27 protein-coding genes are annotated in these 26156 nt (G+C 75.2%); 9 read left to right on the forward strand and 18 right to left on the reverse strand.

Annotated features, from left to right (window positions below):
- Window positions 1–27: 27 nt before the first annotated feature.
- Window positions 28–549: a hypothetical protein gene (locus DMP17_RS18340; RefSeq protein ID WP_226355852.1), complete on the forward strand. Its 522-nt coding sequence runs from the start codon at window positions 28–30 to the stop codon at window positions 547–549.
- A gap of 60 nt (window positions 550–609) precedes the next feature.
- Window positions 610–5640: an ATP-dependent helicase gene (locus DMP17_RS18345; protein WP_337830168.1), complete on the forward strand. Its 5031-nt coding sequence runs from the start codon at window positions 610–612 to the stop codon at window positions 5638–5640.
- A gap of 22 nt (window positions 5641–5662) precedes the next feature.
- Here the strand turns inward: DMP17_RS18345 and DMP17_RS18350 are convergent, their stop codons facing one another.
- On the reverse strand, window positions 5663–6454 hold the full coding sequence (locus DMP17_RS18350) for a carbon-nitrogen hydrolase family protein (protein WP_226355850.1): 792 nt from the start codon (window positions 6452–6454) through the stop codon (window positions 5663–5665).
- Window positions 6455–6490: 36 nt separating this feature from the next.
- Here DMP17_RS18350 and DMP17_RS18355 point away from each other — a divergent pair, with 36 nt between their 5' ends.
- On the forward strand, window positions 6491–7132 hold the full coding sequence (locus DMP17_RS18355) for a GntR family transcriptional regulator (protein ID WP_226355849.1): 642 nt from the start codon (window positions 6491–6493) through the stop codon (window positions 7130–7132).
- Here the strand turns inward: DMP17_RS18355 and DMP17_RS18360 are convergent.
- Window positions 7122–8447 (reverse strand): MFS transporter, encoded by a 1326-nt coding sequence (locus tag DMP17_RS18360; RefSeq protein ID WP_178376774.1) that lies wholly within the window; start codon window positions 8445–8447, stop codon window positions 7122–7124. The two genes, DMP17_RS18355 and DMP17_RS18360, sit on opposite strands and share 11 nt — an antisense overlap.
- Before the next feature lie 121 nt (window positions 8448–8568).
- Here DMP17_RS18360 and DMP17_RS18365 point away from each other — a divergent pair, with 121 nt between their 5' ends.
- Window positions 8569–9267: a DUF2848 domain-containing protein gene (locus tag DMP17_RS18365; RefSeq protein ID WP_226355848.1), complete on the forward strand. Its 699-nt coding sequence runs from the start codon at window positions 8569–8571 to the stop codon at window positions 9265–9267.
- Window positions 9268–9291: 24 nt separating this feature from the next.
- Here the strand turns inward: DMP17_RS18365 and DMP17_RS18370 are convergent, their stop codons facing one another.
- Entirely contained in the window at window positions 9292–10290 is a 999-nt protein-coding gene (locus DMP17_RS18370) for an endo alpha-1,4 polygalactosaminidase (protein WP_337830169.1), read from the reverse strand.
- 167 nt (window positions 10291–10457) lie between these two features.
- Here DMP17_RS18370 and DMP17_RS18375 point away from each other — a divergent pair, with 167 nt between their 5' ends.
- The 3 genes from DMP17_RS18375 (at window position 10458) to DMP17_RS18385 (ending at window position 13383) form a co-directional block, all read left to right on the forward strand.
- Complete coding sequence (locus DMP17_RS18375) at window positions 10458–10859, forward strand: MauE/DoxX family redox-associated membrane protein (protein WP_226355846.1); 402 nt, start codon at window positions 10458–10460, stop codon at window positions 10857–10859.
- A gap of 132 nt (window positions 10860–10991) precedes the next feature.
- Window positions 10992–12455: a glycosyltransferase family 39 protein gene (locus DMP17_RS18380; RefSeq protein WP_337830170.1), complete on the forward strand. Its 1464-nt coding sequence runs from the start codon at window positions 10992–10994 to the stop codon at window positions 12453–12455.
- Between the two features lie 52 nt (window positions 12456–12507).
- A complete protein-coding gene (locus tag DMP17_RS18385) occupies window positions 12508–13383 on the forward strand; it encodes a DNA-formamidopyrimidine glycosylase family protein (protein WP_337830171.1) in 876 nt (291 codons plus the stop codon).
- A gap of 100 nt (window positions 13384–13483) precedes the next feature.
- Here DMP17_RS18385 and DMP17_RS18390 read toward each other — a convergent pair whose 3' ends face one another.
- The 4 genes from DMP17_RS18390 to rimO all read right to left on the reverse strand — a co-directional run bounded on the left by DMP17_RS18390 (window position 13484) and on the right by rimO (window position 17148).
- Complete coding sequence (locus tag DMP17_RS18390) at window positions 13484–14335, reverse strand: PspA/IM30 family protein (RefSeq protein ID WP_337830172.1); 852 nt, start codon at window positions 14333–14335, stop codon at window positions 13484–13486.
- 189 nt (window positions 14336–14524) lie between these two features.
- Window positions 14525–14902 (reverse strand): helix-turn-helix domain-containing protein, encoded by a 378-nt coding sequence (locus DMP17_RS18395; RefSeq protein ID WP_337830173.1) that lies wholly within the window; start codon window positions 14900–14902, stop codon window positions 14525–14527.
- 135 nt (window positions 14903–15037) lie between these two features.
- Complete coding sequence (pgsA, locus tag DMP17_RS18400) at window positions 15038–15655, reverse strand: CDP-diacylglycerol--glycerol-3-phosphate 3-phosphatidyltransferase (RefSeq protein WP_226355842.1); 618 nt, start codon at window positions 15653–15655, stop codon at window positions 15038–15040.
- Complete coding sequence (gene rimO / locus DMP17_RS18405) at window positions 15652–17148, reverse strand: 30S ribosomal protein S12 methylthiotransferase RimO (protein WP_226355841.1); 1497 nt, start codon at window positions 17146–17148, stop codon at window positions 15652–15654. Before rimO ends, pgsA begins: the two co-directional genes overlap by 4 nt.
- Before the next feature lie 52 nt (window positions 17149–17200).
- Here rimO and DMP17_RS18410 point away from each other — a divergent pair, with 52 nt between their 5' ends.
- Window positions 17201–17722, forward strand: a complete 522-nt coding sequence (locus tag DMP17_RS18410; RefSeq protein ID WP_100880044.1) for an amino-acid N-acetyltransferase — start codon at window positions 17201–17203, stop codon at window positions 17720–17722.
- Window positions 17723–17724: 2 nt separating this feature from the next.
- Here DMP17_RS18410 and DMP17_RS18415 read toward each other — a convergent pair whose 3' ends face one another.
- A complete protein-coding gene (locus tag DMP17_RS18415; RefSeq protein ID WP_337830174.1) occupies window positions 17725–18162 on the reverse strand; it encodes a hypothetical protein in 438 nt (145 codons plus the stop codon).
- Window positions 18163–18278: 116 nt separating this feature from the next.
- Here DMP17_RS18415 and DMP17_RS18420 point away from each other — a divergent pair, with 116 nt between their 5' ends.
- The gene (locus tag DMP17_RS18420) at window positions 18279–18665 is read left to right on the forward strand and encodes a PadR family transcriptional regulator (RefSeq protein ID WP_226365917.1); all 387 of its coding nucleotides are present in this window, start codon (window positions 18279–18281) and stop codon (window positions 18663–18665) included.
- Here the strand turns inward: DMP17_RS18420 and DMP17_RS18425 are convergent.
- The 10 genes from DMP17_RS18425 to DMP17_RS18470 all read right to left on the reverse strand — a co-directional run bounded on the left by DMP17_RS18425 (window position 18580) and on the right by DMP17_RS18470 (window position 25782).
- Complete coding sequence (locus tag DMP17_RS18425) at window positions 18580–18879, reverse strand: gas vesicle protein K (RefSeq protein ID WP_062401193.1); 300 nt, start codon at window positions 18877–18879, stop codon at window positions 18580–18582. The genes DMP17_RS18420 and DMP17_RS18425 overlap by 86 nt on opposite strands.
- Window positions 18869–19078 carry a gas vesicle protein gene (locus DMP17_RS18430; protein ID WP_062401191.1) on the reverse strand — a complete coding sequence of 70 codons (210 nt, stop codon included), beginning with the start codon at window positions 19076–19078 and terminating at the stop codon, window positions 18869–18871. The genes DMP17_RS18425 and DMP17_RS18430 overlap by 11 nt, the downstream gene beginning before the upstream one ends.
- Window positions 19075–19818: a GvpL/GvpF family gas vesicle protein gene (locus tag DMP17_RS18435; protein WP_226365918.1), complete on the reverse strand. Its 744-nt coding sequence runs from the start codon at window positions 19816–19818 to the stop codon at window positions 19075–19077. Before DMP17_RS18435 ends, DMP17_RS18430 begins: the two co-directional genes overlap by 4 nt.
- A gap of 3 nt (window positions 19819–19821) precedes the next feature.
- Window positions 19822–20499: a gas vesicle protein gene (locus tag DMP17_RS46425; RefSeq protein WP_443217893.1), complete on the reverse strand. Its 678-nt coding sequence runs from the start codon at window positions 20497–20499 to the stop codon at window positions 19822–19824.
- Between the two features lie 9 nt (window positions 20500–20508).
- Entirely contained in the window at window positions 20509–21381 is an 873-nt protein-coding gene (gene gvpO, locus DMP17_RS18445) for a gas vesicle protein GvpO (RefSeq protein ID WP_337830175.1), read from the reverse strand.
- Between the two features lie 811 nt (window positions 21382–22192).
- A complete protein-coding gene (locus DMP17_RS18450) occupies window positions 22193–22435 on the reverse strand; it encodes a gas vesicle protein GvpG (protein ID WP_062401189.1) in 243 nt (80 codons plus the stop codon).
- Window positions 22435–23187 (reverse strand): GvpL/GvpF family gas vesicle protein, encoded by a 753-nt coding sequence (locus DMP17_RS18455; protein ID WP_226365920.1) that lies wholly within the window; start codon window positions 23185–23187, stop codon window positions 22435–22437. Before DMP17_RS18455 ends, DMP17_RS18450 begins: the two co-directional genes overlap by 1 nt.
- The gene (gene gvpJ / locus DMP17_RS18460) at window positions 23184–23573 is read right to left on the reverse strand and encodes a gas vesicle protein GvpJ (RefSeq protein ID WP_226355835.1); all 390 of its coding nucleotides are present in this window, start codon (window positions 23571–23573) and stop codon (window positions 23184–23186) included. The genes DMP17_RS18455 and gvpJ overlap by 4 nt, the downstream gene beginning before the upstream one ends.
- 36 nt (window positions 23574–23609) lie before the next feature.
- Window positions 23610–24893 carry an SRPBCC family protein gene (locus DMP17_RS18465; protein WP_337830176.1) on the reverse strand — a complete coding sequence of 428 codons (1284 nt, stop codon included), beginning with the start codon at window positions 24891–24893 and terminating at the stop codon, window positions 23610–23612.
- Window positions 24886–25782, reverse strand: coding sequence for a hypothetical protein (locus tag DMP17_RS18470; protein ID WP_337830177.1), 897 nt, complete (start codon window positions 25780–25782; stop codon window positions 24886–24888). The genes DMP17_RS18465 and DMP17_RS18470 overlap by 8 nt, the downstream gene beginning before the upstream one ends.
- Window positions 25783–26156 lie beyond the last annotated feature (374 nt).

Genomic DNA, 26156 nt, shown 5'->3' on the forward strand with positions numbered 1-26156 from the left:
CGGCCACACGAGCGGAGGACGGTGGACATGGCGGGCACGACCCCGAACACACGCAGGTCGGCGGGCACGGACGACGCGGAGCTGCAGAACGCCTACCGCATGGTCTCCGACGTGCTGGCCGGAGCGGTGCGCGAGACCCTCGCCACGCCGGGGCCCGACCCGGCCCGGTTCGCCGTGCGCCGGCTGACCGCGGTCGACCGGGACATGCCGCCGGACGCCACCCCGCCCGGCTGGTCGCTGGCCTTCCTGGTGCTGGCCGACTGGTACGACGCCGCCCGCACCGCGCTCGCCGACCACGACGACCGCTCCGAGCGGGCGCTGGCCTGGATCGGGAGCAACCTGGGCCCGCGCTACGCGGCCCGGGCCCGCTACACGGTCGCCCCGCTCGTGGATCCGGCCGACGCCCGCGAGACCTCGCACTACGTCGACGCGCTGGGCGTGGACTTCCTGGCGTCGATGGTCTGGACGGTCGCGGCGGTCGTCGCCGAGTTCCCGGCCGAGGACACCGCGGAGGTCTGGCCCCGCACGAGGGCCGACGCCGCCCGCTGACGTCGCAGGTCACGCCCGGTCCGACGGGCGCTCGACGGGTGACTGTCGGACCCCACCCGCATGATGGTCGGCGTGACCGCACTCGAGGGCTTCTCCCCCGCCACCCGCCAGTGGTTCGAGGGGGCCTTCGCCGCGCCCACGGCGGCCCAGGAGGGCGCCTGGTCCGCGGCGCAGGCCGGGCGCAACGCGCTCGTCGTCGCGCCGACCGGGTCCGGCAAGACCCTCGCCGCGTTCCTCTGGGCGCTGGACCGGCTCGCCGCCACCCCGCCGCCCGCCGAGCCGAAGCACCGCTGCCGGGTCCTCTACGTCTCGCCCCTCAAGGCCCTCGCCGTCGACGTGCAGCGCAACCTGCGCTCGCCGCTGACCGGCATCCGCCAGGCCGCGCAGCGGCTCGACGAGCCGGTCCCCGACATCACCGTCGGGATGCGCACCGGCGACACCCCGGCCGACGAGCGGCGCCAGTTCCAGCGCACCCCGCCGGACGTGCTGGTGACCACCCCGGAGTCGCTGTTCCTGCTGCTCACCTCGGCCGCGCGGGAGTCGCTGCGCGGGGTGACGACCGTGATCCTCGACGAGGTGCACGCCGTCGCCGGGACGAAGCGGGGGGCGCACCTGGCGGTGTCGCTGGAGCGCCTCGAGGAGATCACCGAGGCCACCCCGCAGCGGATCGGGCTCTCGGCGACCGTGCGCCCGGTGGACGAGGTCTCGACGTTCCTGTCCGGCACCCGCCCGGTCGAGGTCGTGCAGCCCGCGATCCCCAAGACGATCCGGGTCGAGGTGCAGGTCCCGGTGCCCGACCTGGCCGCGCTCGACGAGCGGCCCGCCCCGGGCAGCACCGACGAGGAGGTCGTCGGGTCCGCCGCGGGCACGGCGCGCAAGCCCTCGATCTGGCCCGCCGTCGAGGAGCGGCTGCTCGGCCTGGTGCGCGAGCACCGTTCGACGATCGTGTTCTCCAACTCGCGCCGGCTCGCCGAGCGGCTGACCTCCCGGCTCAACGAGCTCGCCGCGGAGCAGGAGGCCGCCGCCCTGGAGGAGGCCGCGGACCTCGACGCCGACGCCCCGGGTGCGTTCCCGGCCGAGGCGGTCGGGCAGTCCGGGGTGGGCGGCGGGGCCGCGCCGACGGTGGCCAAGGCCCACCACGGCTCGATGTCGCGCGACCAGCGGACCCTGGTCGAGGAGGAGCTGAAGTCCGGCGTGCTGCCGTGCGTCGTCGCGACCTCCAGCCTGGAGCTGGGCATCGACATGGGCGCCGTCGACCTGGTCGTGCAGGTCGAGGCGCCGCCGTCGGTCGCGTCCGGGCTGCAGCGGGTCGGGCGTGCCGGGCACCAGGTGGGCGCGGTGTCCGAGGGCGTGGTGTTCCCGAAGTACCGCGGGGACCTCGTGTCCTGCGCCGTCGTCGCCGAACGGATGACGACCGGGTCGATCGAGTCCACGCGCTACCCCCGCAACCCGCTCGACGTGCTGGCCCAGCAGATCGTCGCGATGGTCGCGATGGAGTCGTGGCAGCTGTCCGACCTCGCCGCGACGATCCGCCGGGCGGCCCCGTTCGCGGCGCTGCCGGACTCCGCGCTGCACTCGGTGCTGGACATGCTGGCCGGGCGCTACCCGTCCGAGGAGTTCGGCGAGCTGCGCGCCCGCATCACCTGGGACCGGGTCACCGACGAGCTGCGCGGCCGCCCGGGCGCGCAGCGCCTGGCCGTCACCTCCGGCGGCACCATCCCCGACCGCGGCCTGTTCACCGTGATGACCCCGGGCGGCGCGGACGGCGCCGGCTCGCGGGTCGGTGAGCTCGACGAGGAGATGGTCTACGAGTCCCGCGTCGGGGACACGTTCCTGCTGGGGACCTCGTCGTGGCGGGTCGAGGACATCACCCACGACCGCGTGATCGTCACCCCGGCGCCGGGGGTGCCCGCCCGGATGCCGTTCTGGAAGGGCGAGTCGATCGGGCGGCCGCTGGAGCTGGGCCGGGCCGTCGGCGCGTTCGTGCGCGAGATGTCCGGGCTGGCCGACGCCGACGCCCGCGAGCGCGCCACCGCGGCCGGGCTCGACGAGTGGGCCTGCGACAACCTGCTGTCCTACCTGCGCGAGCAGCGCGAGGCGACCCGGCACGTGCCGAGCGACCGCACGATCCTGGTCGAGCGGTTCCGCGACGAGCTGGGCGACTGGCGCCTCGTCGTGCACTCGCCGTTCGGGGCGCAGGTCAACGGGCCGTGGGCGCTGGCGATCGCGGCCCGGATGCGGGAGCGCCGCGGGGTCGAGGTGAGCGCGTCGGGCGCCGACGACGGGATCGTGCTGCGCCTGCCGGACGCGGTCGACGACAACGGCACCGAGGTCGTCCCGAGCGCCGAGGACGTGCTGCTGGAGCCGGGCGAGATCGAGCAGATCGTCGTCGCGGAGCTGGGGAACTCGGCGCTGTACGCGTCGCGGTTCCGGGAGTGCGCCGCGCGGGCGCTGCTGCTGCCCCGCCGCGACCCGCGCCGCCGCAGCCCGCTGTGGCAGCAGCGTCAGAAGTCGGCGCAGCTGCTGAGCGTGGCGGGCAAGTTCGAGCAGTTCCCGATCACCCTGGAGGCGATGCGGGAGTGCGTGCAGGACGTCTACGACCTGCCCGGGCTCCGCGAGCTGATGGGCGACGTCGCCTCGCGGAAGGTGAAGGTCGCCGAGGTCGAGTCGTCGCAGCCGTCGCCGTTCGCGCGCAGTCTGCTGTTCGGCTACGTCGGGATGTTCCTCTACGAGGCCGACGCGCCGCTGGCCGAGCGCCGCGCGGCCGCGCTGTCGCTGGACTCGACGCTGCTGGCGGAGCTGCTCGGCTCCGAGGCGATCCGGGAGCTGCTCGACCCGGAGATGCTGGCCGAGATCGAGGGCCAGCTGCAGCGCACCGACCCGGACCGGCACGCCCGTGACATGGAGGGCGCCGCGGACCTGCTCCGCTTCGTCGGTGACCTGTCCGAGGCCGACGGGCGGGCCCGCGGCGTCGACCCGGCGTGGCTGGCGCAGCTGGAGCGCGACCGCCGGGCGCTGCGGGTGCGGATCGCCGGCGAGGAACGGTTCATCGCGATCGAGGACGCCGGTCGCATCCGGGACGCGCTGGGCACGGCGCTGCCGGTCGGGGTGCCGGAGGCGTTCACTGAGCCGGTGCCCGACCCGCTCGGGGATCTCGTGCTGCGCTGGGCGCGCACGCACGGGCCGTTCACCGCCGCCGAGCTCGCCCGCCGCTTCGGGCTGGGTGTGGCCGTGGTCGCCGGGGTGCTGGAGCGGCTCACCGGCACCGGTCGGCTGATGAAGGGCGAGCTGCGCCCGCAGGCGTCGGTGCCCGCCGGTTCCGGCGGCGAGCTGGAGTACTGCGACGCCGAGGTGCTGCGACGGCTGCGGCGCGCGTCGCTGGCGAAGCTGCGGCACGAGGTCGAGCCCGTCGAGCAGCGCGCCCTCGGGCGGTTCCTGCCGCAGTGGCAGGGCGTCCAGGTGCGGTCGGGCTCCGAGCGGCGCGGCCGGGTGCGCCGCGCACCGGGTGCCGAGGACGTGCTCGGTGTGGTCGAGCAGCTCGCCGGGGCGCCGCTGCCGGCGAGCGCGGTCGAGTCGCTGGTGCTGCCGGCCCGGCTGCCGGGCTACACCCCCGCGCTGCTCGACGAGCTGACCGCCGCCGGTGAGGTGACCTGGGTCGGGTGCGGAGCGCTGTCCGGGCAGGACGGCTGGCTGGCGCTGGCCCCCGCCGACGTGGCGGACCTGCTGCTGCCCGCCCCCGACCTGGACACCGCGGGCACCCCGCTGCACACCGCGGTGCTGGCCGCGCTCGGGCTGACCGACCTGGCCGCGCTGACCGATCCGGAGGCCGCACCGGACTCCGGGGGCGGTGCGCTGTTCTTCCGCGAGCTCGCGACCCGTGCCGGGGTGCTGCTGAAGGAGCAGGACGAACCGGCCCCCTCCGACGACGACGTCGTCGCCGCCGTCTGGGACCTGGTCTGGGCGGGTGCGCTCACCAACGACACGCTCGGCCCGCTGCGGGCCCGGCTGTCCGGGGGCGGTGGGCGGCGTGGCGCGTCCGGGCGTCAGGGCGGGGCGCACCGCACCGCGCGGCGGCCGGCCCGCGGGCGCTACGCGCAGCTGCGTGCGGGGCGGCCGTCGATGCCCAGCCGGACCGGGCCGCCGTCGGTCGGCGGGCGCTGGTCGGTGGCCGTGCCGCGCGAGCCCGACGCGACCCGTCGTGCGCACGCGGCCGCGGAGGCGTTCCTGGAGCGCCACGGCGTGCTGACCCGGGGCGCGCTGGGCACCGAGCGGGTCACCGGCGGGTTCGCCGCGGTCTACAAGGTGCTCCGGGCGATGGAGGAGTCCGGCCGGTGCCGGCGCGGCTACATCGTCGAGGGGCTGGGCGCGGCGCAGTTCGCGGTGCCGGGCGCGATCGACCGGGTCCGGGCCCTCGCCGGGACCGACGGCGGCCCGTCCCCCGCCCAGCCGACCGGTCCGCGCCGCCTCGGTGCCGGGCCGGGCGCGGTCGTCGCCGATCCCACCGACCGCGCCGGGTCCGCCGACCCGACCGTGGACGGCGAGCCCCTGCCCGACGACCTCTCCGGCGACGTGGCCGGGTTCCCGGGGGGCGACGACCCGTACGCGGGGGTACCCGACGACCTGCGCGGCGGCCTGGGCGGGCTCGGCGGCGCGGGCCGCCACGGCGAGTTCGACGGCGGCGCCGGTCGCCGCCCGCAGGCGCCGCGTGAGGCGTGGCGCGAGCTGTCCCGGGTGGTGCTCGCCGCCACCGACCCCGCCCAGCCCTACGGCGCGGCCCTGCCCTGGCCGGACACGACCGGCGAGACCCGGCACCGCCCCGGTCGCAAGGCCGGCGCCCTGGTCACCCTGGTCGACGGGGCGCCCGCGCTCTACGTCGAGCGCGGCGGGAAGTCGCTGCTGTCGTTCACCGAGGACCGCGACGAGCTGCGCGCCGGGGCCGAGTCGCTCGCCGGGGCGGTGCACGAGGGCTGGCTCGGATCGCTCGCCGTGGAGCGGGCCGACGGGCAGGACTCGCTGGTCTCGGCGCTGTCCGAGGTGCTCACCGAGGCCGGGTTCCGGGTGACGCCGAAGGGGCTGCGGCTGCGGGCCTGACCGGCGACATCACGCACCGGGGTCAGTACCGACGGTTGGCCAGGACCGGGACCGCCCGGCGGGCCGCGGTCACCGCGTCGAGGTCGAGGTCCACGACCAGGGTCCCCGGCGCGGCGTCGAGCGCCGCGACGAGCGAGCCGGTCGGACCGGCGACCGCGCTCATCCCGATCCCGGTCGGGGCGCCACCGGGGACCGGACGTCCCGCCGCCTCCGGGTCCGCCTGGTCGCAGGCCGCCACGAAGGCCGTCGTGTCGAGGGCCCTGGCGCGCACCAGCAGCTCCCACTGCTCACGCTTGCCCGGCCCCGCGCCCCAGGACGCGGGCACGACGACGACCTGCGCCCCGGCGTCGCCGAGGGTCTGGAACAGGCCCGCGAACCGCAGGTCGTAGCAGGTCGCGAGGCCGACCCTCACACCGTCGACGGTGACCGTGACCGGCTGGTCCCCCGGGGCGACCGTGTCGGACTCGGCGAACCCGAACGCGTCGAACAGATGGATCTTGTCGTAGTGCTCCTCCACACCGGGCCCGGTGACGAGCAGGGTGTTGCGGACGCGGCCGTCGTCGGCGGGGGTGAACATCCCGGCGACCACGATGACGCCCGCGGCGGCGGCGAGCTCGCGGACCCGGGACGCCCAGGGGCCGTCGAGGGGCTCGGCGACCGGGCCGAGCGGCACCCCGAAGCGGCACTGGGTGGCCTCGGGGAACACGACCAGCCGCGCGCCCCGGGCGGCCGCGTCGGCGACGCCGTCGGCGACCAGGGCGAGGTTCTCCGCCGGGTCGGTGGTGGCGGCGATCTGGACGAGGGCGATCCGCATGCGTTCTCCTGGGGTGGTTCGGTGTATACGTGTCGTATGCCGACGTCACGGGAGTCCGGTCGCGAGCGCGCGTTGCACTACCTGCGCGAGACCGTCCTGGTCGATCCGCAGGTGCAGGGCACGTTCCTCAACGAGAACGAGCTCGCCGGCCGGATCGGGGTGTCGCGCACGCCCGTCCGTGAGGCGTTGCTGCTGCTCGTGGCCGACGGCCTGGTCGAGATGTTGCCCGGTCGCGGCGCCTACGTGCCACCGTTGACCGGCCGGCAGATCTCCGAGCTGATGGAGCTGCGCGGGGTCCTGGAGCAGCACGCCGCGCGCGCGGCGATGGACGCCTGCGGCGTCCCGTTCGAGGCGATGAACGCGGCCCTGGACCGGCAGCGCGAGCTCGCCGGCGCCGGCGGGGACCCGGCCGAGTTCATCGAGCTCGACATGGTCTTCCACCAGGCGCTCGTCGACGCCACCGGGAACGCGCTGCTCTCGCGGACCTACGCCGGGCTGCGGGTGCGCCAGCGCCGGGTCGGCGTGACCGCGCTGTTCCGGACCGAGGACCGGCGGCAGGCGGTCTGCACCGAGCACGGCCGGATCGTCGAGGCGCTGGCCGGCGACGATCCCGACGCGGCGGCGAAGGCGATCGACGAGCACCTGCAGCTGACCCTGCGCGTGCTGCTCAGGGCGTGAGGGCGAGGTAGGCCTCGTCCTCCTCGTGGTCCGGGTCGCGGCCGATGAGCAGCCCGACGACGGTCAGCGCGCAGGCGACTGCCAGGTAGGTCGCGACCGGCACCCAGTTGCCCGACCCGCCGGACAGCGCGGTGAACGCCAGCGGCGCGACCGCGCCGCCGACGACGCCGGCGATCGTGTAGGCCAGCGAGCTGCCGGTGTAGCGCAGCCGTGGTGAGAACTGTTCGGTGACGAACGCGGCCTGCGGGCCGTACATGAACGAGTGCAGCGCGAGCCCGACGACGATGCCGACGACGAGCAGCGCGAACGAGCCGCCCGAGATCATCGGGAAGAAGACGAACGGCCACACCGCTCCCCCGACCGCGGCGACGCCGTAGACGAGGCGCCGGTTGAACCGGTCGGTGAGCGCGCCGGCCAGCGGGATCGAGGGCAGCTGCAGCGCCGAGCCGATCAGGATCGCGCCGAGCACCTCCGACCGGGAGAACCCGAGCTGGGTGGTGGCGAAGGTCAGCACGAAGACGGTGAACAGGGCGTAGCTGACGTCCGGCCCGATCCGGCTGAGGATCCCGGCGAGCAGCGGGCGGCGCTCGGCGGTGAACACCTCACGCACCGGCGCCGACGGCCGGTCGCCGGACTCGGCGATCGCGCGGAAGACCGGGGTGTCCTCCAGCTTGAGCCGGATCCACAGCCCGAACGCCACCAGCACCGCCGACAGCAGGAACGCCAGCCGCCAGCCCCAGTCCAGGAACTGCTGGTCGGTCAGCAGCAGGGTGAGCAGGGCCAGGACGCCGTTGGACAGCAGGTTGCCCGCGGGCGGGCCGACCTGGGCCGCCGAGGCCCAGAACCCGCGCCGGCGCGGCTCGCCGAACTCGCTGGAGAGCAGGACCGCGCCGCCCCACTCCCCGCCGACGCCGACGCCCTGGGCGAAGCGCAGCAGCACCAGCAGGACCGGGGCGGCGACGCCGATCGTGCCGTAGGTCGGCAGCAGACCGATGAGGAACGTCGCGACGCCGATCAGCACGAGCGTGATGACCAGGACCTGCTTGCGGCCGATGACGTCGCCGAGCCTGCCGAACACGACACCGCCGAGCGGGCGCGAGACGTAGCCGACGGCGTAGGTCGAGAACGCGAGCAGCAGACCGGTGACCGGGTCCGCGGCCGGGAAGAACAGCACCGGGAACACCAGTGCGGCCGCCGCGGAGTAGACGGCGAAGTCGTACCACTCGAGCGAGGTGCCGGTGAGGCTCGCGACGAACGCCTTGCGCAGGTCACGGCGGTCGACCGGTGGTGACGAGGAGGCGGACGGCGAGGTCATCGCGGGCTCCCGGGGTCGGAGGTGGTCGGTGGGACGGGGCTCATACTTGCTGTATACACAGTGTGTGCGCAACCCTCGTGCACATCGGTTACGCGACGTACACATCTGACGGAGGTCCCCCGTGACGCTCGAACTGGCCCTGCCCGACGGCAGCACCCGCTCGGTGGAGGTCCACCGGGTCTTCAACGCCGGGTACGCCGGACGTGCCCAGGAGGAGGTCGCCGCGCACGTCGCCGAGCTGGCCGAGCTGGGCGTGCCGGCCCCGGACACGGTGCCGGCGCTGTACCCGGTCTCGCCGTACCTGGCGTCGCAGACCGACCGGGTCCCCGCCCAGCACGACCGGACCTCCGGCGAGGCGGAGTGGGCGCTGGTCGTCGGCGACGACGTCACCGACCCGCTGCTGACCGTCGCCTGCGACCACACCGACCGCGCTCTGGAGGTGCACGGTGTCGCGTGGAGCAAGAACGCGGGTCTCGACGTCCTGGGCCGGAAGGCCTGGCGGCTGTCGGAGGTCGCCGACCGGCTCGACGACATCACCCTGCGCGCGTGGGTCCGTCACGGCGGCGACCACGACGGCACCGAGGAGCTCGTGCAGGACGCGACGCTGGCCGCCCTGCTCCCGCCCGGGTACTGGGTCGACCTGCTGCGCGAGCGCGGCTGGCTGGTGCCCGGCACCGTCTTGCTGTCGGGGACCGTCGCGATGAGGTCGGGTGTCGACCAGTTCGCCGACGCCTGGCGGGTGGAGCTGCACGACCCGGCCAGCGGCGACACGATCGGCCTGGCCTACGAGGTCGACCGGCTCCCGGAGCCGATCGGCTGACGGCCGCCCCGGGCGGAGGGCCGGTCAGCAGGCCCGGTGGACGTATCCGGGATCGCCCGCGGGGACCAGCAGCCGGTCGCGGACGACCGTCGTCCGCGGACGCCGGCCCGGGTCCCCGCAGGCGGCGGGATCGGCGTCCGGGCCGTCGACGTACTCGACGTCGAGGACACGGTCCCCATAGGCGGCGGTGAAGGCGCCGCACTCGTCGAACGCGACGCACTCCTCGGCGACGGCGAAGTCGTAGCCGCGCGCGGGCAGCCGGTCGAGCAGGTCGGTGGCGTTCTTCTGCCCGACGGCGAGGCCCCGCGCGTGGACGACCCCGGCGAGGTCGACCGCGAGGGCCTCGGCGTCGTCGGCGGTGAACGCCCCGCCGGACCGGGTCCACGAGTCCAGGTTGTCGAGCTCCACGGCGTCGAACCCGGCGGCGGCGCAGCGGTCGACGACACGGGTGACGACCTCGGCGACGCCCGCACGACGCTGCGGGGTGGAGATGTCGAGCAGCAGCTCGTCGGGCCACCCGGGGTCGGCGACGGGCTCGCGGTCGCCGCCGCGCAGGACGAGGTCTGGGTGCTCGCGCAGCCACCGCTCCCGGTCCTGCGGCTGGGTCTGGAAGGCGTTGACGTAGCAGACCGACCAGGTACCGGGGGCAGGATCCGCGGTGCTGTCGCGCACGACGATCCCGGTGCCCGGCGGGGGCGGGTAGGCGCCGCCGAGCTGGTAGTCCGCACCCGCCCCGGCCGGGAACGCGCGGCGGAGGCCGGTCGCACCCGCCGGCGCGGACGTGTCCACGGCACCGGGGTCCGGTGCCCCGGGGGTGGGGACTGTCGCGCACCCGGCGAGCAGCACCGCCGCGACGGCGAGCGCCCCGCACAGCGCGAGCCGCCGGCACAGCGCGAACGGCAGGCACAGCGCGAGCGCCCGGCCGTGCCCGTCCACGCCGCCCGTCACCGCGCCCTCCCCCTGCCGCGAGCCCCACCGGCCCGCCGCGATCTCCGGTACCGCCGCACCCCACCGGGCGGGCACCGGTCCGCCCGTCCCTGCGCCACGTGTCGATCCTCCGGGCGGCACCGGTCCGCCGTCCGGAGGGCCACGGTGCCGATCCTCCCCCCGCGCGCACCTGGCGCCGACCGTGACGCCCGCCGCACCGGGGGGCCCGGCCGCCGCCCGTACCGGGTGGCACCATCGCCGTCATGATCCGTCGCTCCCCCGGCACCCCGTCCCGCGACCGGCGTCTCGCTCTCGGGCTCGCGGGGCTGCTCGGCACCGCCGCCGTCCTGCACGTGGTGCGGCCCGAGCCGTTCGACTCGATCGTGCCGCGCAGCCTGCCCGGGGAGCCCCGGTTCTGGACCTACGCCTCCGGGGCGGCCGAGGGCGCCGTCGCCGCGGCGGTCGCGCACCCGCGGACCCGGCGCGCGGGCGGCTGGGCCGCGGCAGCGCTGTTCGCGGCGGTGTTCCCGGCGAACGTGTCGATGGCGCTGCACTGGAACCGCAAGGACCCGCTGTACCGGGCGATCGGCTGGGGACGGCTGCCGCTGCAGGTCCCGCTGGTGCTGTGGGCACTGCGGATCGCCCGCAGCGCCCCGCGCGACTGACCGGAGGGTGGACCGCCGGTAGACCGAAGTCGATCGTCCACCGCCCGATGCCCGCTGCGCCGGACGGACCAGCCGGGGTCTGATGGCGCCGGGCCCGGGACCGCCGGTGCCCGTCGTCGCTCGGGGGGACACATGACGTCGTCGACCACGGTCCGGGACTCCGACGCCGCACCCGCGACCGTTCCGCCGCTCGCGCGGCTGCCCGTCGGGATCGTCGCCGGAGTGGTGGCCGTCGTGCACCTCGTCATGGGGGCGCTGGGGCGCGGGTACTGGTTCGACGAGGCGCTGATGCTGGCGATCGGACGGAACCACCTCGACTGGGGGTCGGCCGACCAGCCCCCGGTCGCACCGGCGCTGGCCGGGCTCGCCGACGTCCTCGCGCCCGGGGTGAACGGGGTGCTGCGGATCGTGCCGTCGCTGGCGACGGCGGGCGCGGTCGTCGTCGCCGCGCTGATCGCCCGTGAGCTGGGTGGCGACCGCCGCGCCCAGGTCCTCACCGCGCTCGCCCAGGCCACCGGGCTGTGGGTGACGCTGTTCGGGCACTTCCTGACGCCGTACTCGCTGGAGCCGCTGCAGTGGGCGATGCTGCTGTGGCTGCTGGTGCGCTGGACCCGGGTCCGCGACGACCGGCTGCTCCTCGCCGTCGGCCCGCTGCTCGGCCTGGCCGCGCTGACGAAGTTCCAGGTCATCCTGCTGGGCGCGGTGCTGGTCCTCGCGATCGGCGTGGCCGGGCCGCGGGCGATGCTGCGGCGGCCCGCGTTCTGGTGGGCCGCGCTGGTCGGTGCGCTCATCGCGGCGCCGACGCTCGTGTGGCAGGCCGTGCACGGCTGGCCGCAGCTGCGCATGACCTCGGTCGTCGCGCAGGAGTCGGTCCTGTTCGGCGGGCCGGGCCCCAACGCGGTGGCGATGCTGATGCTGGCCGGGCTGCTCGGCACCGTGCTCGTCGTGGTCGGGGTGGTCGCGGCGTTCACGACACCGCGGCTGCGGCCGTACCGCTTCGTCGCGGTGACCTTCCTCGTGCTGTGGATCGTGTTCGCGGTGACCGTGGGGCGTGCCTACTACCTGTGCGGTCTGCACGGCGCCGTCGCCGCGCTCGGGGCGGTGTGGTTCCAGGAGCGGCGCGGGACCGGGCGACGGCGGTGGTCCTGGGTGGCGTGGCCGGCGGGGGTGCTGTCGGTCGCCCTCGCCGCGGCGATGCTGTCCGCGAGCGCCGGGGCGGCCGACCCCGCCGTGCCGGAGCGGATCGTCGGCGAGGTCGCCCGCGTCCGCGACGGGCTGCCCCCGGACCAGCGGGACCGCGCCGTCGTGATGGGCGGCTCGTACATCTACGCCGCCTACGTCGACACCGCCGACCCCGCGCTCGGCCTGCCGCCCGGGTACAGCGGCAACCGCAGCTACGGCTACTTCGACCCGCCCCCGGACGACCACGACGTCGTGATCTTCCTCGGCAGGGACCCCGGCCTGCTCACCCCCACCGGGGTGGAACTGCGACCGGTCACCGACCTCGGCGACGGCAACCGCATCTGGCTGGGCGAGGGCATGACGCACCCGTGGTCGCAGGTGTGGCCGCAGCTGCGGACGCTCGTCGTCGACTGAGCCGTCGGCCGGGCCCGGGCCGGTCCGGGCCCGCCCGGGTAGCGTCGCGGTCGTGCCCGAGGGAGACACCGTGTACCTGGCCGGCAAGCGGCTGCACACCGCGCTGTCCGGGCACGAGCTTGTGCGCGGCGAGCTGCGCCACCCGCGCCTGGCCGAGCACGACCTGGCCGGGCTGACCGTGACCGGCGTCGTCTCCGTCGGCAAGCACCTGTTCACCCGCTTCGACGACGGCCGCAGCCTGCACAGCCACTTCCGGATGGACGGCTCCTGGCACCTGTACCGGCCCGGCATGCGGTGGCGCCGGGTCGCGCACGAGGCGCGCGCGGTGCTGGAGACCGCCGACCGGGTCGCCGTCGGGTTCGCCCTGCACGACCTGGAGCTGCTCCCCACCGACGACGAGCACACCCTCGTCGGGCATCTCGGGCCCGACCTGCTCGACCCGGACTGGGGCCCCGGCCACGACGCCGAGGCGCTGCGCCGGATGACCGCCCGGGCCGACCACCCGCTCGGGCTGGTGCTGCTCGATCAGCGGGTCATGGCCGGTCTCGGCAACCTCTACCGCAACGACATCTGCTTCCTGCTCGGGCTCACGCCCTGGGTGCCGGTCCGCGACGTGCCCGACCTGCCCGGGGTCATCGACCTGTCGCGGCGGCTGCTGTCGTCGAACAAGGACCGCCCGGAGCAGACGACGACCGGCTCGCTGGCCGCGGGCGAGGCGCACTGGGTGTTCGAGCGGCCCGGACGCCCGTGCCGCCGCTGCGGGACCCGCATCCGGACCGCCGACCAGGGCGACGACCACCGGGCCCGGGTCACCTACTGGTGCCCGCGCTGCCAGACGGGGCCGTCCCCGCGCCCGGTGCGCCGGGCCACCGGTCCGCGCCGCGGTGCCCCCGGGCGACCGCCACCCGGCGCCGCCCGCACCCGCTGACCCCTGCTGCGACGGGCGCCACCGGCGGACGGGCCCGGACACACGTCCGCCGCGGTCCCGGGGCGGGACCGCGGCGGACGGTGCGGAACGGGCGAGCGGCTCAGGCGGTGCCGGGCTGCTGCTGGTTCTGGGTGTTCTGCTGCTGCTGGGCCGGTGCCGGCGAGGACGGCAGCTGCTGCTGCGGCTCCCCCTGGCCCACCTGCGGGGCCTGCTGGCCCCCGGCGATCGGCGCCCCCGACATCGACGCCCGGATCTGCTCCAGCCGCGACATGCCGGCCATGTCGGTGGTCGACTGCTGGACCTCCAGCATCCGGCCCTGCACCGAGTTCTGGGCCAGCTCCGCGGACCCGAGCGCGGTGGCGTACCGCTTCTCGATCTTGTCGCGGACCTCGTCGAGCGAGGGCGCGTTGCGCGGCGCGGACAGCTCGCTCATCTGCTGCAGCGACTTCGCGGCCTGCTCCTGCATCTTGGCCTGCTCGAGCTGGCTGAGCAGCTTGGTGCGCTCGGCGATCTTCTGCTGCAGCATCATCGAGTTCCGCTCGACGGCCTGCTTGGCCTGTGCGGCGGCACCGATCGACTGGTCGTGCAGCGTCTTGAGGTCCTCGACGCCCTGCTCCGCGGTCACCAGCTGGGTCGCGAAGGTCTGCGCCGACTGCTCGTACTGCTGGGCCTTCTGCTCGTCACCCTCGGAGCGGGCCTGGTCGGCCAGCACGAGTGCCTGCCGCGCCGACGACTGCAGCTTCTCGATCTCACCCAGCTGCCGGTTCAGCTTCATCTCCAGCTGACGCTGGTTGCCGATCACCGCGGCCGCCTGCTGCGACAGCTGCTGGTGCTGGCGCTGGGCGTCCTCGATGGCCTGCTGGATCTGCACCTTCGGGTCGGCGTGCTCGTCGACCTTCGACGAGAACAGGGCCGACAGATAGCTGAAGAACTTGGTGAATCCGTTGGCCATCTCTGCGCGTCCTCCGCCTGCGTTCGCTCGCGACCGTGCCCGCCACCACGGCGGGCGTGCGGACCCCGGACCGACCCCGCGTTCCCCCCGTGGTCGGCACCGGACCTCCGGCCCTGTCCATCCTGGCATCGCTGCCGGTCTGTCCGCACCCTACCGCGCAGGAGCGGTCGGCCGGGGCGGGCCGTGCGATCAGGCGGCCGAGGCCACCGGCCCGCCCGAGGACGCCGGCGCGGCGACCACGGAACCCGGCCGCCCGGCCAGCCGCAGCTCGGCGTGCCGCTGCCCGATCGGGACGAGCACGTCGTCGCGACGGCCCGCGGCCGCGGCGGACGTCGCCGTCGCCGTCGCCATCTCGGCGGCGACGGTCGTCAGCAGGTCCGGCACGGAGACCCCGAGCGCCTCGCAGATCGCCGCGAGCAGCTCGCTGGAGGGCTCCTTGCGCCCGCGCTCGACCTCGGAGAGGTACCCGAGGCTCACCCGCGCGGCCCGCGAGATGTCGCGCAGCGTGCGCCGGCGCGCCGTGCGCACCTCACGCAGCCCACTGCCGATCGCTTCCCGCAGCAGCATGTGCCCTCCTCGACTGCTCCCCGGACACCCGGTGATGTCTCACCGTACCGACTTCCCCGGTTCCCACGCGCCGTGACGCTGTCCGCCCACGGCGAACACCTCAACGCCGCGCGGGCCCCGGATCGTCCCCGCAGGTCAGGCGGGCCGGGGACGGACGGCCTTGCGGACGTAGTCGGCGCCGGTCACCACGGTGAGCACCAGCGCGACGGCCATCACCGCCCACTGGAGGACGAGCACGGCGGTCGCGGCGGCGGTGCCGGGGCCCAGCAGCTCCGGCAGCGGCAGCAGGAACAGCCCGATCGCGACGGTCTGGGCGACGGTCTTGGCCTTGCCGCCGCGGCTGGCCGGGATGACCCCGCGACGGCGGATCACGACGAAGCGCAGCGCGGTGATGCCGAGCTCGCGGACGACAATCACGATCGTCACCCACCAGGGCAGCACCCCGAGGATCGACAGCCCGATCAGGGCGGCGCCCATCAGGGCCTTGTCCGCGATCGGGTCGACCAGCGCACCGAACCAGGTGACGAGCCCGCGGCTGCGGGCCAGCTGGCCGTCGAGCCGGTCGGTGGCCGCCGCGATCACGAACACGGCGAACGCGACCAGCCGCCACACCACGTCCTCGCCGCCGCCGACGAACAGCGCGACGACGAACACCGGGACGAGCAGCAGCCGCAGGACGGTCAGCGCGTTCGCGATGTTCAGCAGCGGCGGGTCACCGACTCCGGCGGTGCCCCCGGCCGGGTGCGAGCTCATCCGGCTGCGGAGGCCGCCGGGACGGCCGCGGCCGGCACACGCGGGTCGAGCAGCTCGCACGCCTCCACCAGCAGGTCGACGCCCTCGGTGTCCACGACGCGGCAGCGGACCAGGTCACCGGGACGCAGCGAGTCCGGCTCCGGGCCGTCCTGCGCCGCGGCGACGACGATGGACTCGCCGTCGGCGTCGGGGCCCTGGTGGGCGGCGCGGCCGGTGCAGTCGTCCTCGTCGCTCTCCGCGGACTCGACGAGCACGACGACCTCGGTGCCGATGCGTTCCTCGGCGCGCTGTTCCATCAGCTCGTCGACCAGCGCGGAGATCCGCGCGACGCGGGCCTGCACCTCGGCCGGGTCGACGTGGCCGTCGTAGCCCTCGGCCTCGGTGCCGTCCTCGTCGGAGTAGCCGAACACGCCGACGGCGTCGAGCCGGGCGCCGGTGAGGAACGCCTCCAGCTCGGCGAGGTCCTCCTCGGTCTCGCCGGGGAACCCGACGATGACGTTGGAGCGGATCCCGGCCTCCGGGGCGAGCGCGCGGATGCGCTCGCAGAGGTCGAGGAAGTCGGTGCGCGACCCGAAGCGGCGCATCCGGCGCAGCACCCGCGCCGACGCGTGCTGGAACGACAGGTCGAAGTAGGGCGCGACGCCCGGCGTGGTCGCGATGACCCGGAGCAGGTCGGGCCGCAGCTCGGCCGGCTGCAGGTAGGCGACCCGGATCCGCTCGACCCCGTCGATCCCGGCGAGCTGCGGGAGCAGGTCGACCAGGGCGCGGGTGCCGCCGGGGAGGTCCTTGCCGTAGCTGGTGGAGTTCTCGCTGACCAGGACGAGCTCGCGGACGTCCTGCCGGGCGAGCCAGGCGGCCTCGCCGAGCACGTCGGCCGGCGGGCGGGACACGAAGCTGCCGCGGAAGCTCGGGATGGCGCAGAACGCGCAGCGGCGGTCGCAGCCCGACGCGAGCTTCAGCGACGCGACCGGTCCGCCGGACAGGCGGGTGCGCGCGATGTCGGGCACCCAGTCGTGGCCGGGGACCGAGACGTCCGCCGTCGCGGCCGGGCGCTCGACCGGGGAGATCGGCAGGAGCTTGCGGCGGTCGGTGGGGACGTGCGGGGCCGGGGCGTGCCCGCCCAGGACGTCGCCGAGGCGCTCGGCGAGCTCGGGGTAGGCGTCGAAGCCGAGCACCGCGTCGGCCTCGGGCAGGTCGGCGGCCAGCTCGGCGCCGTAGCGCTCGGCGAGACAGCCCACGGCGACGACCTTCGCCCCCGCCGGGCGGGCCACGTCCGAGGCGGCCAGCACGGTGTCGATCGAGTCCTTCTTCGCCTGCTCGACGAATCCGCAGGTGTTGACGACGATGACGTCGGGGCTGCCGTCCTCGGCGTCGACCAGCTCCCAGCCGGACCCGGCCAGGCGGCCCGCGAGCTCCTCGGAGTCGACCTCGTTGCGCGCGCAGCCCAGCGTCAGCAGGGCGGCGCGCCGGGGTGCGTTCTCGGGGGAAGCCACGGGTACCAGGGTAGACGCCGGGTCCGACGGCCCCGGTCTAGGCTCTCCTGCCGTGCCCGAGCCCGTCCCCGCCCCGGTTCCCGACGTGATCGTCCGCCGTGCCCGCACCCGCGACGTCCGCCGGATCCGCGAGCTCGTCGACGAGTACGCGGGCACCGTGCTGCTGGCCAAGGAGACCGTGACCCTCTACGAGGCGGTCCCGGAGTTCCTCGTCGCCGAGGTCGACGGCACGGTCGTCGGCTGCGGCGCCCTGCACGTGCTCTGGGAGGACCTGGGCGAGATCCGCACGGTCGCGGTGTCGCCGTCGGTGCTGGGCCGCGGGGTCGGGCACCGGATCGTCGCCGCCCTGATCGACGGCGCGCGCGAGCTCGGGCTGGAGCGGCTGTTCGTGCTCACGTTCGAGAAGCAGTTCTTCGCCCGGCACGGCTTCGCCGAGATCGACGGGACGCCGGTGTCGGCCGAGGTGTTCGCGGCGATGCTGCGCAGCTACGACGCCGGCGTCGCCGAGTTCCTCGACCTCGCCCACGTGAAGCCGAACACCCTGGGCAACGTGCGGATGCTGCTCACCCTCTGACCTCAGCCGGTGGCGGCCTTCACCGCCGCGACCACGGCCCACACCAGCGCGGCGACGATCGCGACGACCAGTGCCACCAGCAGCAGCACCGGCGCCAGCGCCACGACGACGCCGATCAGCACCTTGGCCGCGGTCCCGAGCGCGGCGAACCCGCCCTTGATCGCGCCCCACACCGGGTTGTCGCCGCGGGCGAGGGCCTTGCCCGCGCCGAGCGCGGCGCCGAGACCGGGCCCGCCGTCGGCCGCCATCCGCTCCAGCGAGTCGGCGAGGCGGTCGACCTGGTCGCAGGCGAGCGCGGCGAGCCGGTCGACGAGTGCGGCCAGGAGCCGCTCCTCGGCGTCGCGCAGCTGCGTCATCGGGTCGGGCGGCGCCGGCGGGGTCGCCGGGCCCGGCTCCCGGGCCTGCGGGACCGCGGGGGCCTCCTGCGTCGCGGTGCTCATCGGGTCCTCGCGGGTACGGCCATGACGATCGGTCCTCTCGGTTCCGGGTGTGTGTCGGTTTCCGCCCGGGCGGGGGAACGCTGCGGTTCATCCCGACGAGCGGAGGGGGCGCGCCGATGCGGCCACCGGACCGGGCGACGCTGGATCTGCTGCTCCTCGGCGCGGTCCACGACGCCCCCGGCGACGGGGCCGCGGTCCGCGACGCCGTGCTCGACCGCTCCGGCGGCGCGCTGGCCCTGTCGGCGGGCCTGGTGTACCGGGCGCTGCACCGGCTCGAACGGAACCGGCTGGTGCGACGCCCGGCCGGCAGCCGCGGGTACCGGCTGACCGCGGGCGGGGAGCGCGTGCTGCGGTCGCGGACCCGCGAGTTCGAGGCGCACGTGCGGGCGGTGCGCGCGGTCCTGCCCGGCGGGGGTGTCACGAGCGGTGCCGGGGCAGCAGCGGACCGAGCGGGCCGAGCTCGAGGTTCAGGTCCGCCGCGGTCAGACCGAACTCCGCGGTGAGCTCGTCCATCGCCTCCTCGAGGTGCATGAGGGCGGTGCCGAGGTCCTCGACCTCGTCGTCGGTGAGGTCGCCCTGCTCGACGCGGCGCAGCGCCTGGCGCTCCATGAGCTGACGCAGCAGCTCGACGATCGTCAGCACCAGCTTCATGAGGTCGCGGCGGACGGCGTCGCGGTCGATGTCGATCCGGCCGCCGGGGCGCGGGTCAGGCGTCATCGGGCGGCTCCTCCCCCGCCTGCCGCCCGGCCGGGGCGATCGACACGATCAGCGCACGCAGCGAGATGCGGATCAGGTCAACCCCGGCCAGCGAGACCGTGACGTCCCCGGCCAGCACGACCCCGCCGGCGAGCAGCCGGTCCAGCAGGTCGACCAGGGCGACCTCGCGGTGGGCGAGGCCGGTCTCCCCCGTGCTCACCGCTCCTCCTCGACGAACGAGTACGGCACCCACGGCCCGGTGACCTCGACGGTGAGCCCGGCGCCGTCCGCGGCCCCCGTCACGGCGGCGCGCCAGGTGTCGCGGTCGGCGTCGTCGACCAGGTAGGCGCCGTTGAGGACCATCGGCTCGGTGCGTCCGGTCAGCGCGGGGGCGTGCAGCCGGTGCCGCCGCGTCGTCACCGCGGCCCGCGCCGCCGCCTCGTGCAGCCGCTGCGCCGCGGCGTGGGCGGCGTCGTCGTCGCCCGCGACGCGGTCGAGCTCCCGGCGACGGCGGCGCAGGTACTCGGCCCCCGACGACGCCCGACCGGCGTCGCGGCGCTCCGGCTGCGTCGTGGCGTAGGCCTTCACGCCCCACTCGGTGCGGCCCCGGAGCCGGTCCAGGACCTCGGCGAACGCGGTGTGCCGTTCGGTCAGCACGGCACGGACCCGCTCGTCGTCGCGGTAGACCGTCGCGAGGGCGAGCGGCGCGACGACCGTGCGCGCACCGAGCGCGTCGACGACGGCGTGGTGCTCCCGCGCGGTGGTCGCCAGCCAGGTCAGGTCCTCCAGCCGGGCGGTCAGGGCGTCCTCGCCGAAGTCGGACTCGGGGACGGTGCCGGTGGCGGCCCAGAGCGCGTCGCCGCCGGTCACCGCGTGCACCGGGCGGCCGCCGATGCCGGTGAGCCCGGCCAGGTCGGGCGGGGCCGCGTCGCCCACGGCGTAGACGTAGGTCAGGTCCACGGCTCAGTCCCTCCCGCGTGCCGGACGACGGGTGGTGGTTCCGCGTCGCCGCCGGGGTGCGGCGGGGCGGGTGCGACGCGGTGGGGCGTCGGGTGCGTCCTCGCCGGGCTCGTCGTCATCGGTCTCGTCGGCCGGTCCGTCGGCGGCGTCGTCGTCGGTGGTTTCGTCCGTCTCGTCGGCCTCGTCGTCGGTCGCGTCGTCGGTCTCGGCGTCGGTCTCGGTCTCGGTCTCGGTCTCGGCGTCGTCGACGGCCCGGTCGATCGACCTCTCGACGGCGGCGTCGTCGGCCCGGGCCGATGCCCCGTCAGGACCGTCGTGGGCGTCGTCGGACGACGCGGACCGCTCGTCGGCGGGGAGCAGGCGTTCGAGGCGTTCCACCCGGTCACGCAGCCGTGCGTTCTCCTCCTCCAGCTCCTCGCGGCCGCCCGACAGCGTCGGGTCGCGCTCCCACCAGTCGATGCCCATCTCCTTGGCGCGGTCCACCGAGGCCACGACCAGCCGGATCTTGATGGTCAGCAGCTCGATGTCGAGCAGGTTCACCTGGATGTCGCCGGCGATGACGATGCCCTTGTCCAGGACGCGCTCGAGGATGTCGGCCAGGTCGGTGCCCGACTGCTGGGGTGCTCGCTCGGTGCGGCGCTGCGGCGCACCGGGGCTGCTCCAGCGGACGGCGTCGCTCATGGTCCTCCCTCAGTCGTCGTCGCCGCGGCCGCGCGGGTAGCGCCGGACCCGCTGGTACGACATCAGCTCGGCCTCGTCGTCGAGCTCGGCCTCGTAGACGGCGAGCACGTCGGAGGAGTCGGGGATGCGCTCGGTCTCGACGACCTCCACACCGACCAGCCAGCTGTCGTCCTGCTTGCGGACGAACGTGACCCCCTCCGGTGCGCGGCCGGTCATCTCCGCGATCTGTTCGACGGCGGCGCGGGCGGCCGCGCGGGCGCCGATGCGGCGCCGGGGTGGGTCGGGTCGCTCATCCGGCTCCTCGTCCTCCGGCGCTGTGTCCTCCGGTGCGGTGTCCTCCGCTGTGTCGTCCACGGGTCCGGGCCCGTCCTCCTCGTCCTGCTCGTCGTCCTCGTGCCGGTCACGAGCGGGGGCGGTACGGCCCTGCTCGTCGGGCGGGTCGGCGGCGGTCTCCGCCTCGGGGGCTTCGTCCTCCGGTTCCTCGTCGTCCGTGACCTCGTCCTCGGCGACCTCGTCCTCCGGTCCCTCGTCCTCGGGGGTGTCGTCCTCGTAGTCGTCGTCCAGGGAGTCGTCCTCGTCGTCGTCCTCGTCGAAGCCGTCGTCCTCGTCGTCGGCATCGAGCTCGTCCTCGATCCCCTCGGGCTCGGGTTCCTCCTCCTCGAACTCGGGCTCCTCGTCGTCGGGGTCGGACTCGGGCTCCTCGCAGTCGAACTCGGACTCCTCGTCGTCGGAGTCGGACTCGTCGTCGGAGTCGTCCTCGTCGAGGTCGGTCTCCCGGTCGTCCCCGGTATCGGTGTCGGCCTCGTCGCCGGGCCGGACGTCGTCCCCGGTCCCGTCGTCGGCCCCGGTGTCGTCCAGGACCTCCTCGTCCTGGTCTCCCACCGGCTCCCGGTCCGGCTCGTCGCGGCCGGCGCGTCCCCGCCGCGGGCCTCCGCCCGCCGGGCGACGCCGCCGCTGCGGGGGCTGTTCCTCCGTGGTGTCACGGCGACGTCGCGGCGCCGCGGAGGCCCGGTCGTCGTCGCGGGGCCGGGTCCGGCGCGTGGGTCGCTCCCGGGGCGCACCGTCGTCCCCGGACCGGCGACGACGGGCGGGCTCGTCCCCGGCGGAGCGACGTCGCACCGGGCGCTCGCCGGTGTCGCGACGCCGCTCGGACCGGTCGTCCCGTGCACCGCGTCCGCCCCGCTCCGACGACGCGTCGGCGGCCCGGTCGTCCGCGGTGCCGGAGCGGCGGCGCGACGACCCACCGTCGGGCGGACGTCGTCGAGGGGGCGGCTCGTCCTCCCGCGGGCGACGGCGCGGCGCCCCGTCCCTCTCGCGGCGACGCGACGCGTCGCCCCCGGCCGGACGTCGCCGACGGGGCGGTCCCTCCCCGTCCGCCGACCGACGGCGCGGCGCGGCGTCGTCGTCCCCGGAGCGACGGCGCGGCGGCGCGTCGTCCTCCCCGGACCGACGGCGCCGCGGAGCGTCCCCGGACCGGCGCCGCGGCGCGGCGTCGTCGTCCGCCGACCGGCGGCGGGGCGGGTCCTCCCCGTCCCGCGACCGGCGGCGGGGCGGATCCTCCCCGTCCCGCGACCGACGCGGCGGAGCCTCCCCCGCGCGTCGCCGCACCGGGGCCTCCGATCCCTCCCGCCGACGGGCCGGCTCCCCCGACCTGCGACGACGTGGTCGCTCGTCGGACGACCGGTCCTCCGGCTCAGCCACGGCCGTCCCCCGGTCGCCCCGTCAGCCGGGCCAGCAGGACCTCCTGACGCGCGTCGCGGTCGGCCTCGGAGATCTCCCCCTGCTCGTAGGCCCGTTCCACCTCGTCGATCTGCCGGCGCACCGCGACCGGGTCGTAGAGCCGGGCGTGGGCCTGTTCCTGCAGCTGCTCCCCCACCCATACGACGCCGCGCAGCGGTGCGAGCGGCAGCCCGAGCAGGCCGCGCAACAGCCCCATCAGCCCTCGGCCTCCGGTGGCTCGGGCAGGAAGTCGTACGGCGCGACCGGGCCGATCAGGCGCAGCCGCACCCGCTCGTCCCACTCGTCGCCGAGCGCGTCGACGGCCTGCTCGAAGTCACCGACCCGGTCGCGGTGCACCAGCAGCGCCAGCTCGACGGCGCCGTCCTCGGCGGCGGGCTCCTTCACCGACGTCGCGACGGCGAACGGCCCCAGCCGCTCCACGGCGAAGTCCGCGTCGTCGGACCGGATGCGCTCGACGTGGCCCGCGATCGCCTCGCCGAGCCGGATGCGCTCGTAGTACGTGGCGTCCGGGTCCTTGCCGCGCACGGCCTCACCGAGCTGCTGGATCTCCCGGTCGGCCTCGACGATGCCCGCCACCAGGCGGTCCTGGTCGTAGCGGCCGGCCAGCACGAACTGCCGGCAGCCGTCGAGCTGCTCCAACGCCCAGGTGAAGTACTCCTGGTGCGCGGCGAGGAGCTCGTCGACGACGGCGCGGTCGTCGTCGACGACGCCGCCGAACCGCATCGGCAGCACGGTCGTGCTCCCGGCCAGGGTGTTCACGGTGCGCTCGTGGGCCAGGAGGTCCTCGCGGCTGCCCAGCGGGGCGTCGCGCGGGACGTCGCTGACGACCGCGGCGAGCCGCCCGTGGTCGATCACCGCCACCTCCTCCCCGCCGCCGACGGGGGTCAGCCCCTCGGGCAGGTCGATGTCGGCGGCGACGACGGCGTAGACGTAGGTCGCACTGCTCACCCGCTCTTCTCCTTCCGCGAGCGACGCTCACCCCGGAGGTCGTCGAACTTCTCCTTGCCCGCCTCGATCACTCCTTTGGTGGCTCCTTTCGAGACCCCTTTCGAGCCGCCCTCCGAGATGCCGCTGACGACCTCGCCGAGGTCCTTGCCGCCCTTCTGGTGCAGGTCGAGGCGGTTGGTGGCCTCCGCGAACCGCAGGTAGGTGTCCACGCTGGCGACGACGATGCGGGCGTCGATCGTGACCAGCTCGATCCCGACCAGCGAGACCTTCACGAAGATGTCGATGACGAGGCCCTTGTCCAGGATCAGGTCGATGACCTGGGCGAGGTCGCCCTGCGGGGCGCGGTCGACCCGGCCGCCGCCCCCCTGTCGCTGGCTGACGGTCACGGTGTCCGTCCCTCCGTTCGCGGGTGCCGGGCCGGGTCAGGCACGTGAGCCCGCCGTGCGACGGCGACGGCTCCCGGCCCGCCGGCCGCCGTCCTCCTCCGGCTCGGGCTCCTCGGCCTCGGCGTCCTCCGGCTCGGCGTCGTCGTACTCGGCGTCGTCGTACTCCGGGTCGGGGTCGTCGGCCGGTTCCTCGGCCTCGTCCTCGGCGTCGAGGTCGTCCTCGGCGAGGTCCTCCTCCGCGTGGTCGTCGTCCTCGGCCGGTTCCTCCTCGGCGAGGTCGTCGTCCTCCGCGAGGTCGTCGTCGGCGAGGTCGTCCTCGGCGAGGTCGTCCTCGGCGAGGTCGTCCCCGGCCTCGTCGTCCTCGTCGTACTCGGCGTCCTCGTAGTCGTCGTCGTACTCGGCGTCCTCGTCGTCGTACTCGGCCTCGCGCTCCTCCTCGAGCCCCTCCTCGTGGGTCTTGACGACCTCGCTGTCGCGGATCTCCCCGCGCCAGCCCTCCAGCTCCTCGCGGTTGAGCAGGGTCTCGACCATCACGTGCCGGCCGTAGTGCTTGAACTCCAGCCGGGCCCGGCGGCCGACGGCGCGCCAGATGTTGCCGGTCTTCTCGAACAGACCGACCGGGTAGTACTCGAGGATCAGCACGACGCGGGTCAGGTTCGGCGCGAGTTCGTGGAACGACACGCACCCGTTGGCATAACCCTTGGCACCCTGCGAACGCCAGATGATGTGGGTGTCCGGAATCTGCTCGATGATCGTCGCGCTCCAGGTGCGCTTCGACCAGAACACCTGGGCCTTCCAGTTCGTCTTCTCGTCGGACTCCTGGTCGACCGACTGCACCTTCTTCATGAAGGTCGAGAAGTCCGCGAACTGCGTCCACTGGTCGTAGGCGACCCGCACCGGGACACCGACGTCGAGGTGCTCGACGATGTTCATGAACTTGAACTTGCCGCGGCCCCCGCCGGAACCACCGCCGCCGGCGCCGCCGGCGCCGCCCTCGGAGTCCTCGGACCCGTCGTCGCCACCGCCGAGCCCGACGGCCCCCATCACCTTGTCCTTGACGGCCGAGAACCCGCCCTTCACCGCGTTCGTCACCGGATTGCCCCCCTCCTCCGAGCTGCCCCCGCCGAGTGCGGCGCCCAGGCCCGTCCCGCCGTTCTCGGCGACGCCCGTCAGCCGCTCGGTGAGTCCCTCCACCTGGTTCATCGCGGCGCCGACCGCACGGTCGGCGGCGGCCTTCAACAGCAGCTGCCCGGCCTGTTTGAGGCGGTCGGTGGGCAGCTGGTCCAGCACCGAGGTGCTGCCGTTCTGCTCCTCAGCCATCGGCCCGCGCCTCCGACTTCTTCGTCGCACGCCCGCCCGAGCGCGGCGCCCGGCCGTTGCGCGAGCCGCCCTTGCCCGACGAGCCCGAGGACGACGACGACTCGGAGCCGCGGCCCGAGGAGGACCGCGCGGTCCGCCGGGCCGGGGCCGCGCGGCCCTCGGAGTCGGAGTCCGCGCCGTCCGACGACGACCGGCTCGACGATCCCGCACGTCCCGACGACGATCCCGAGGCCGACGACCGTCCGGTCCGCCGGCGCGGGGGGTCCTCGGAGTCCGCGTCCGCCGACCGCGGACGACGCGCCTTCGACGTCGTGCCCGCGACCGCCCGGCCCGCTCCCCGCGTCGCCGACCCGGCCGCGCGGGTGGTGCCCTTCGCGGCCCGGCCGACCACCGGGGCCTCCCCGGCGGCGTCGCCGACGGCGTCGGTCGTGTCCCCGACGGCGTCGGTCGCGCCCTCCGCGGTGTCCCCGGCGGCACCGGCGGCCGCACCGGCGCCCTCGACGGCCGCGCCGGCCGCGTCACCGGTCTTCTCCACGCCCGCGCCGGCGGCGTCACCGGCGGCGCCGGCGACCTGCTCGACCGGCTTGCCGAGGTTCTCGACCCGCTCGACGAGCGAGTTGGTCAGCGCCTCGAGCCGGTTGCCGGCCGCGGACACCGCGGCCTGCTTGCCCGCCTCGAACAGCCGGCCGCGCACGGCGTCGGACAGCCGGGTCAGCTCCGGCGACCCCGCCACCACCTTCGACGCCTGCGACACGATTCCGGCCGGCGTCAGATTCAGTTTCCGCCCGGCGAGCGCACCCCCGAGCATGATCGCCAGCTTGGCCCTTTTCGTTCTTCCCAGCACATAGCCGCCGACGACGGCCATTCCGATCTTGGAGGCGTTACTCATGACCCCGTCCCTCTCCATTGAGCGATTACCGGACAGCACTCCGGAACGCCCCGCGTTCCCCACCCTGGATCGGAACCATGACACACCACGAACCGATCTGCCTCCCCCGACGAATACGGACCGGGAGATCCCGCAATTCCGATCTTGCCCACCCGGTGACTATTCGATCACCAGGGTGATCGAACAGACGTGGGATCGATTAAGGAAATGATTCATCCGAACGGAGCGATTGGGCGACGACCGCCCTAAGATCCATTCCGTGAAGAGCCCTGTCCACTACGGCGGACGGCCGTGTGCGACAACCGCTCACTTTTCGGCCCCGCGGCCGTTCTCAGGATCGCCGGGCACCCCCGGTGGACCCCCGTCGACCGTTC

The organism is Pseudonocardia sp. TMWB2A, assembly GCF_017312135.1.

Bases quoted from the DNA above. Each gene is read 5' to 3' on its own strand.
- DMP17_RS18340 (WP_226355852.1), top strand. From the start codon at position 28: ATGGCGGGCACGACCCCGAACACACGCAGGTCGGCGGGCACGGACGAC.
- DMP17_RS18345 (WP_337830168.1), top strand. From the start codon at position 610: ATGATGGTCGGCGTGACCGCACTCGAGGGCTTCTCCCCCGCCACCCGC.
- DMP17_RS18350 (WP_226355850.1), bottom strand. From the start codon at position 6,454: ATGCGGATCGCCCTCGTCCAGATCGCCGCCACCACCGACCCGGCGGAG.
- DMP17_RS18355 (WP_226355849.1), top strand. From the start codon at position 6,491: ATGCCGACGTCACGGGAGTCCGGTCGCGAGCGCGCGTTGCACTACCTG.
- DMP17_RS18360 (WP_178376774.1), bottom strand. From the start codon at position 8,447: ATGACCTCGCCGTCCGCCTCCTCGTCACCACCGGTCGACCGCCGTGAC.
- DMP17_RS18375 (WP_226355846.1), top strand. From the start codon at position 10,458: ATGATCCGTCGCTCCCCCGGCACCCCGTCCCGCGACCGGCGTCTCGCT.
- DMP17_RS18380 (WP_337830170.1), top strand. From the start codon at position 10,992: ATGACGTCGTCGACCACGGTCCGGGACTCCGACGCCGCACCCGCGACC.
- DMP17_RS18390 (WP_337830172.1), bottom strand. From the start codon at position 14,335: ATGGCCAACGGATTCACCAAGTTCTTCAGCTATCTGTCGGCCCTGTTC.
- DMP17_RS18395 (WP_337830173.1), bottom strand. From the start codon at position 14,902: ATGCTGCTGCGGGAAGCGATCGGCAGTGGGCTGCGTGAGGTGCGCACG.
- pgsA (WP_226355842.1), bottom strand. From the start codon at position 15,655: ATGAGCTCGCACCCGGCCGGGGGCACCGCCGGAGTCGGTGACCCGCCG.
- DMP17_RS18415 (WP_337830174.1), bottom strand. From the start codon at position 18,162: ATGAGCACCGCGACGCAGGAGGCCCCCGCGGTCCCGCAGGCCCGGGAG.
- DMP17_RS18420 (WP_226365917.1), top strand. From the start codon at position 18,279: ATGCGGCCACCGGACCGGGCGACGCTGGATCTGCTGCTCCTCGGCGCG.
- DMP17_RS18425 (WP_062401193.1), bottom strand. From the start codon at position 18,879: ATGACGCCTGACCCGCGCCCCGGCGGCCGGATCGACATCGACCGCGAC.
- DMP17_RS46425 (WP_443217893.1), bottom strand. From the start codon at position 20,499: ATGAGCGACGCCGTCCGCTGGAGCAGCCCCGGTGCGCCGCAGCGCCGC.
- DMP17_RS18450 (WP_062401189.1), bottom strand. From the start codon at position 22,435: ATGGGGCTGTTGCGCGGCCTGCTCGGGCTGCCGCTCGCACCGCTGCGC.
- DMP17_RS18465 (WP_337830176.1), bottom strand. From the start codon at position 24,893: ATGGCTGAGGAGCAGAACGGCAGCACCTCGGTGCTGGACCAGCTGCCC.
- DMP17_RS18470 (WP_337830177.1), bottom strand. From the start codon at position 25,782: ATGAGTAACGCCTCCAAGATCGGAATGGCCGTCGTCGGCGGCTATGTG.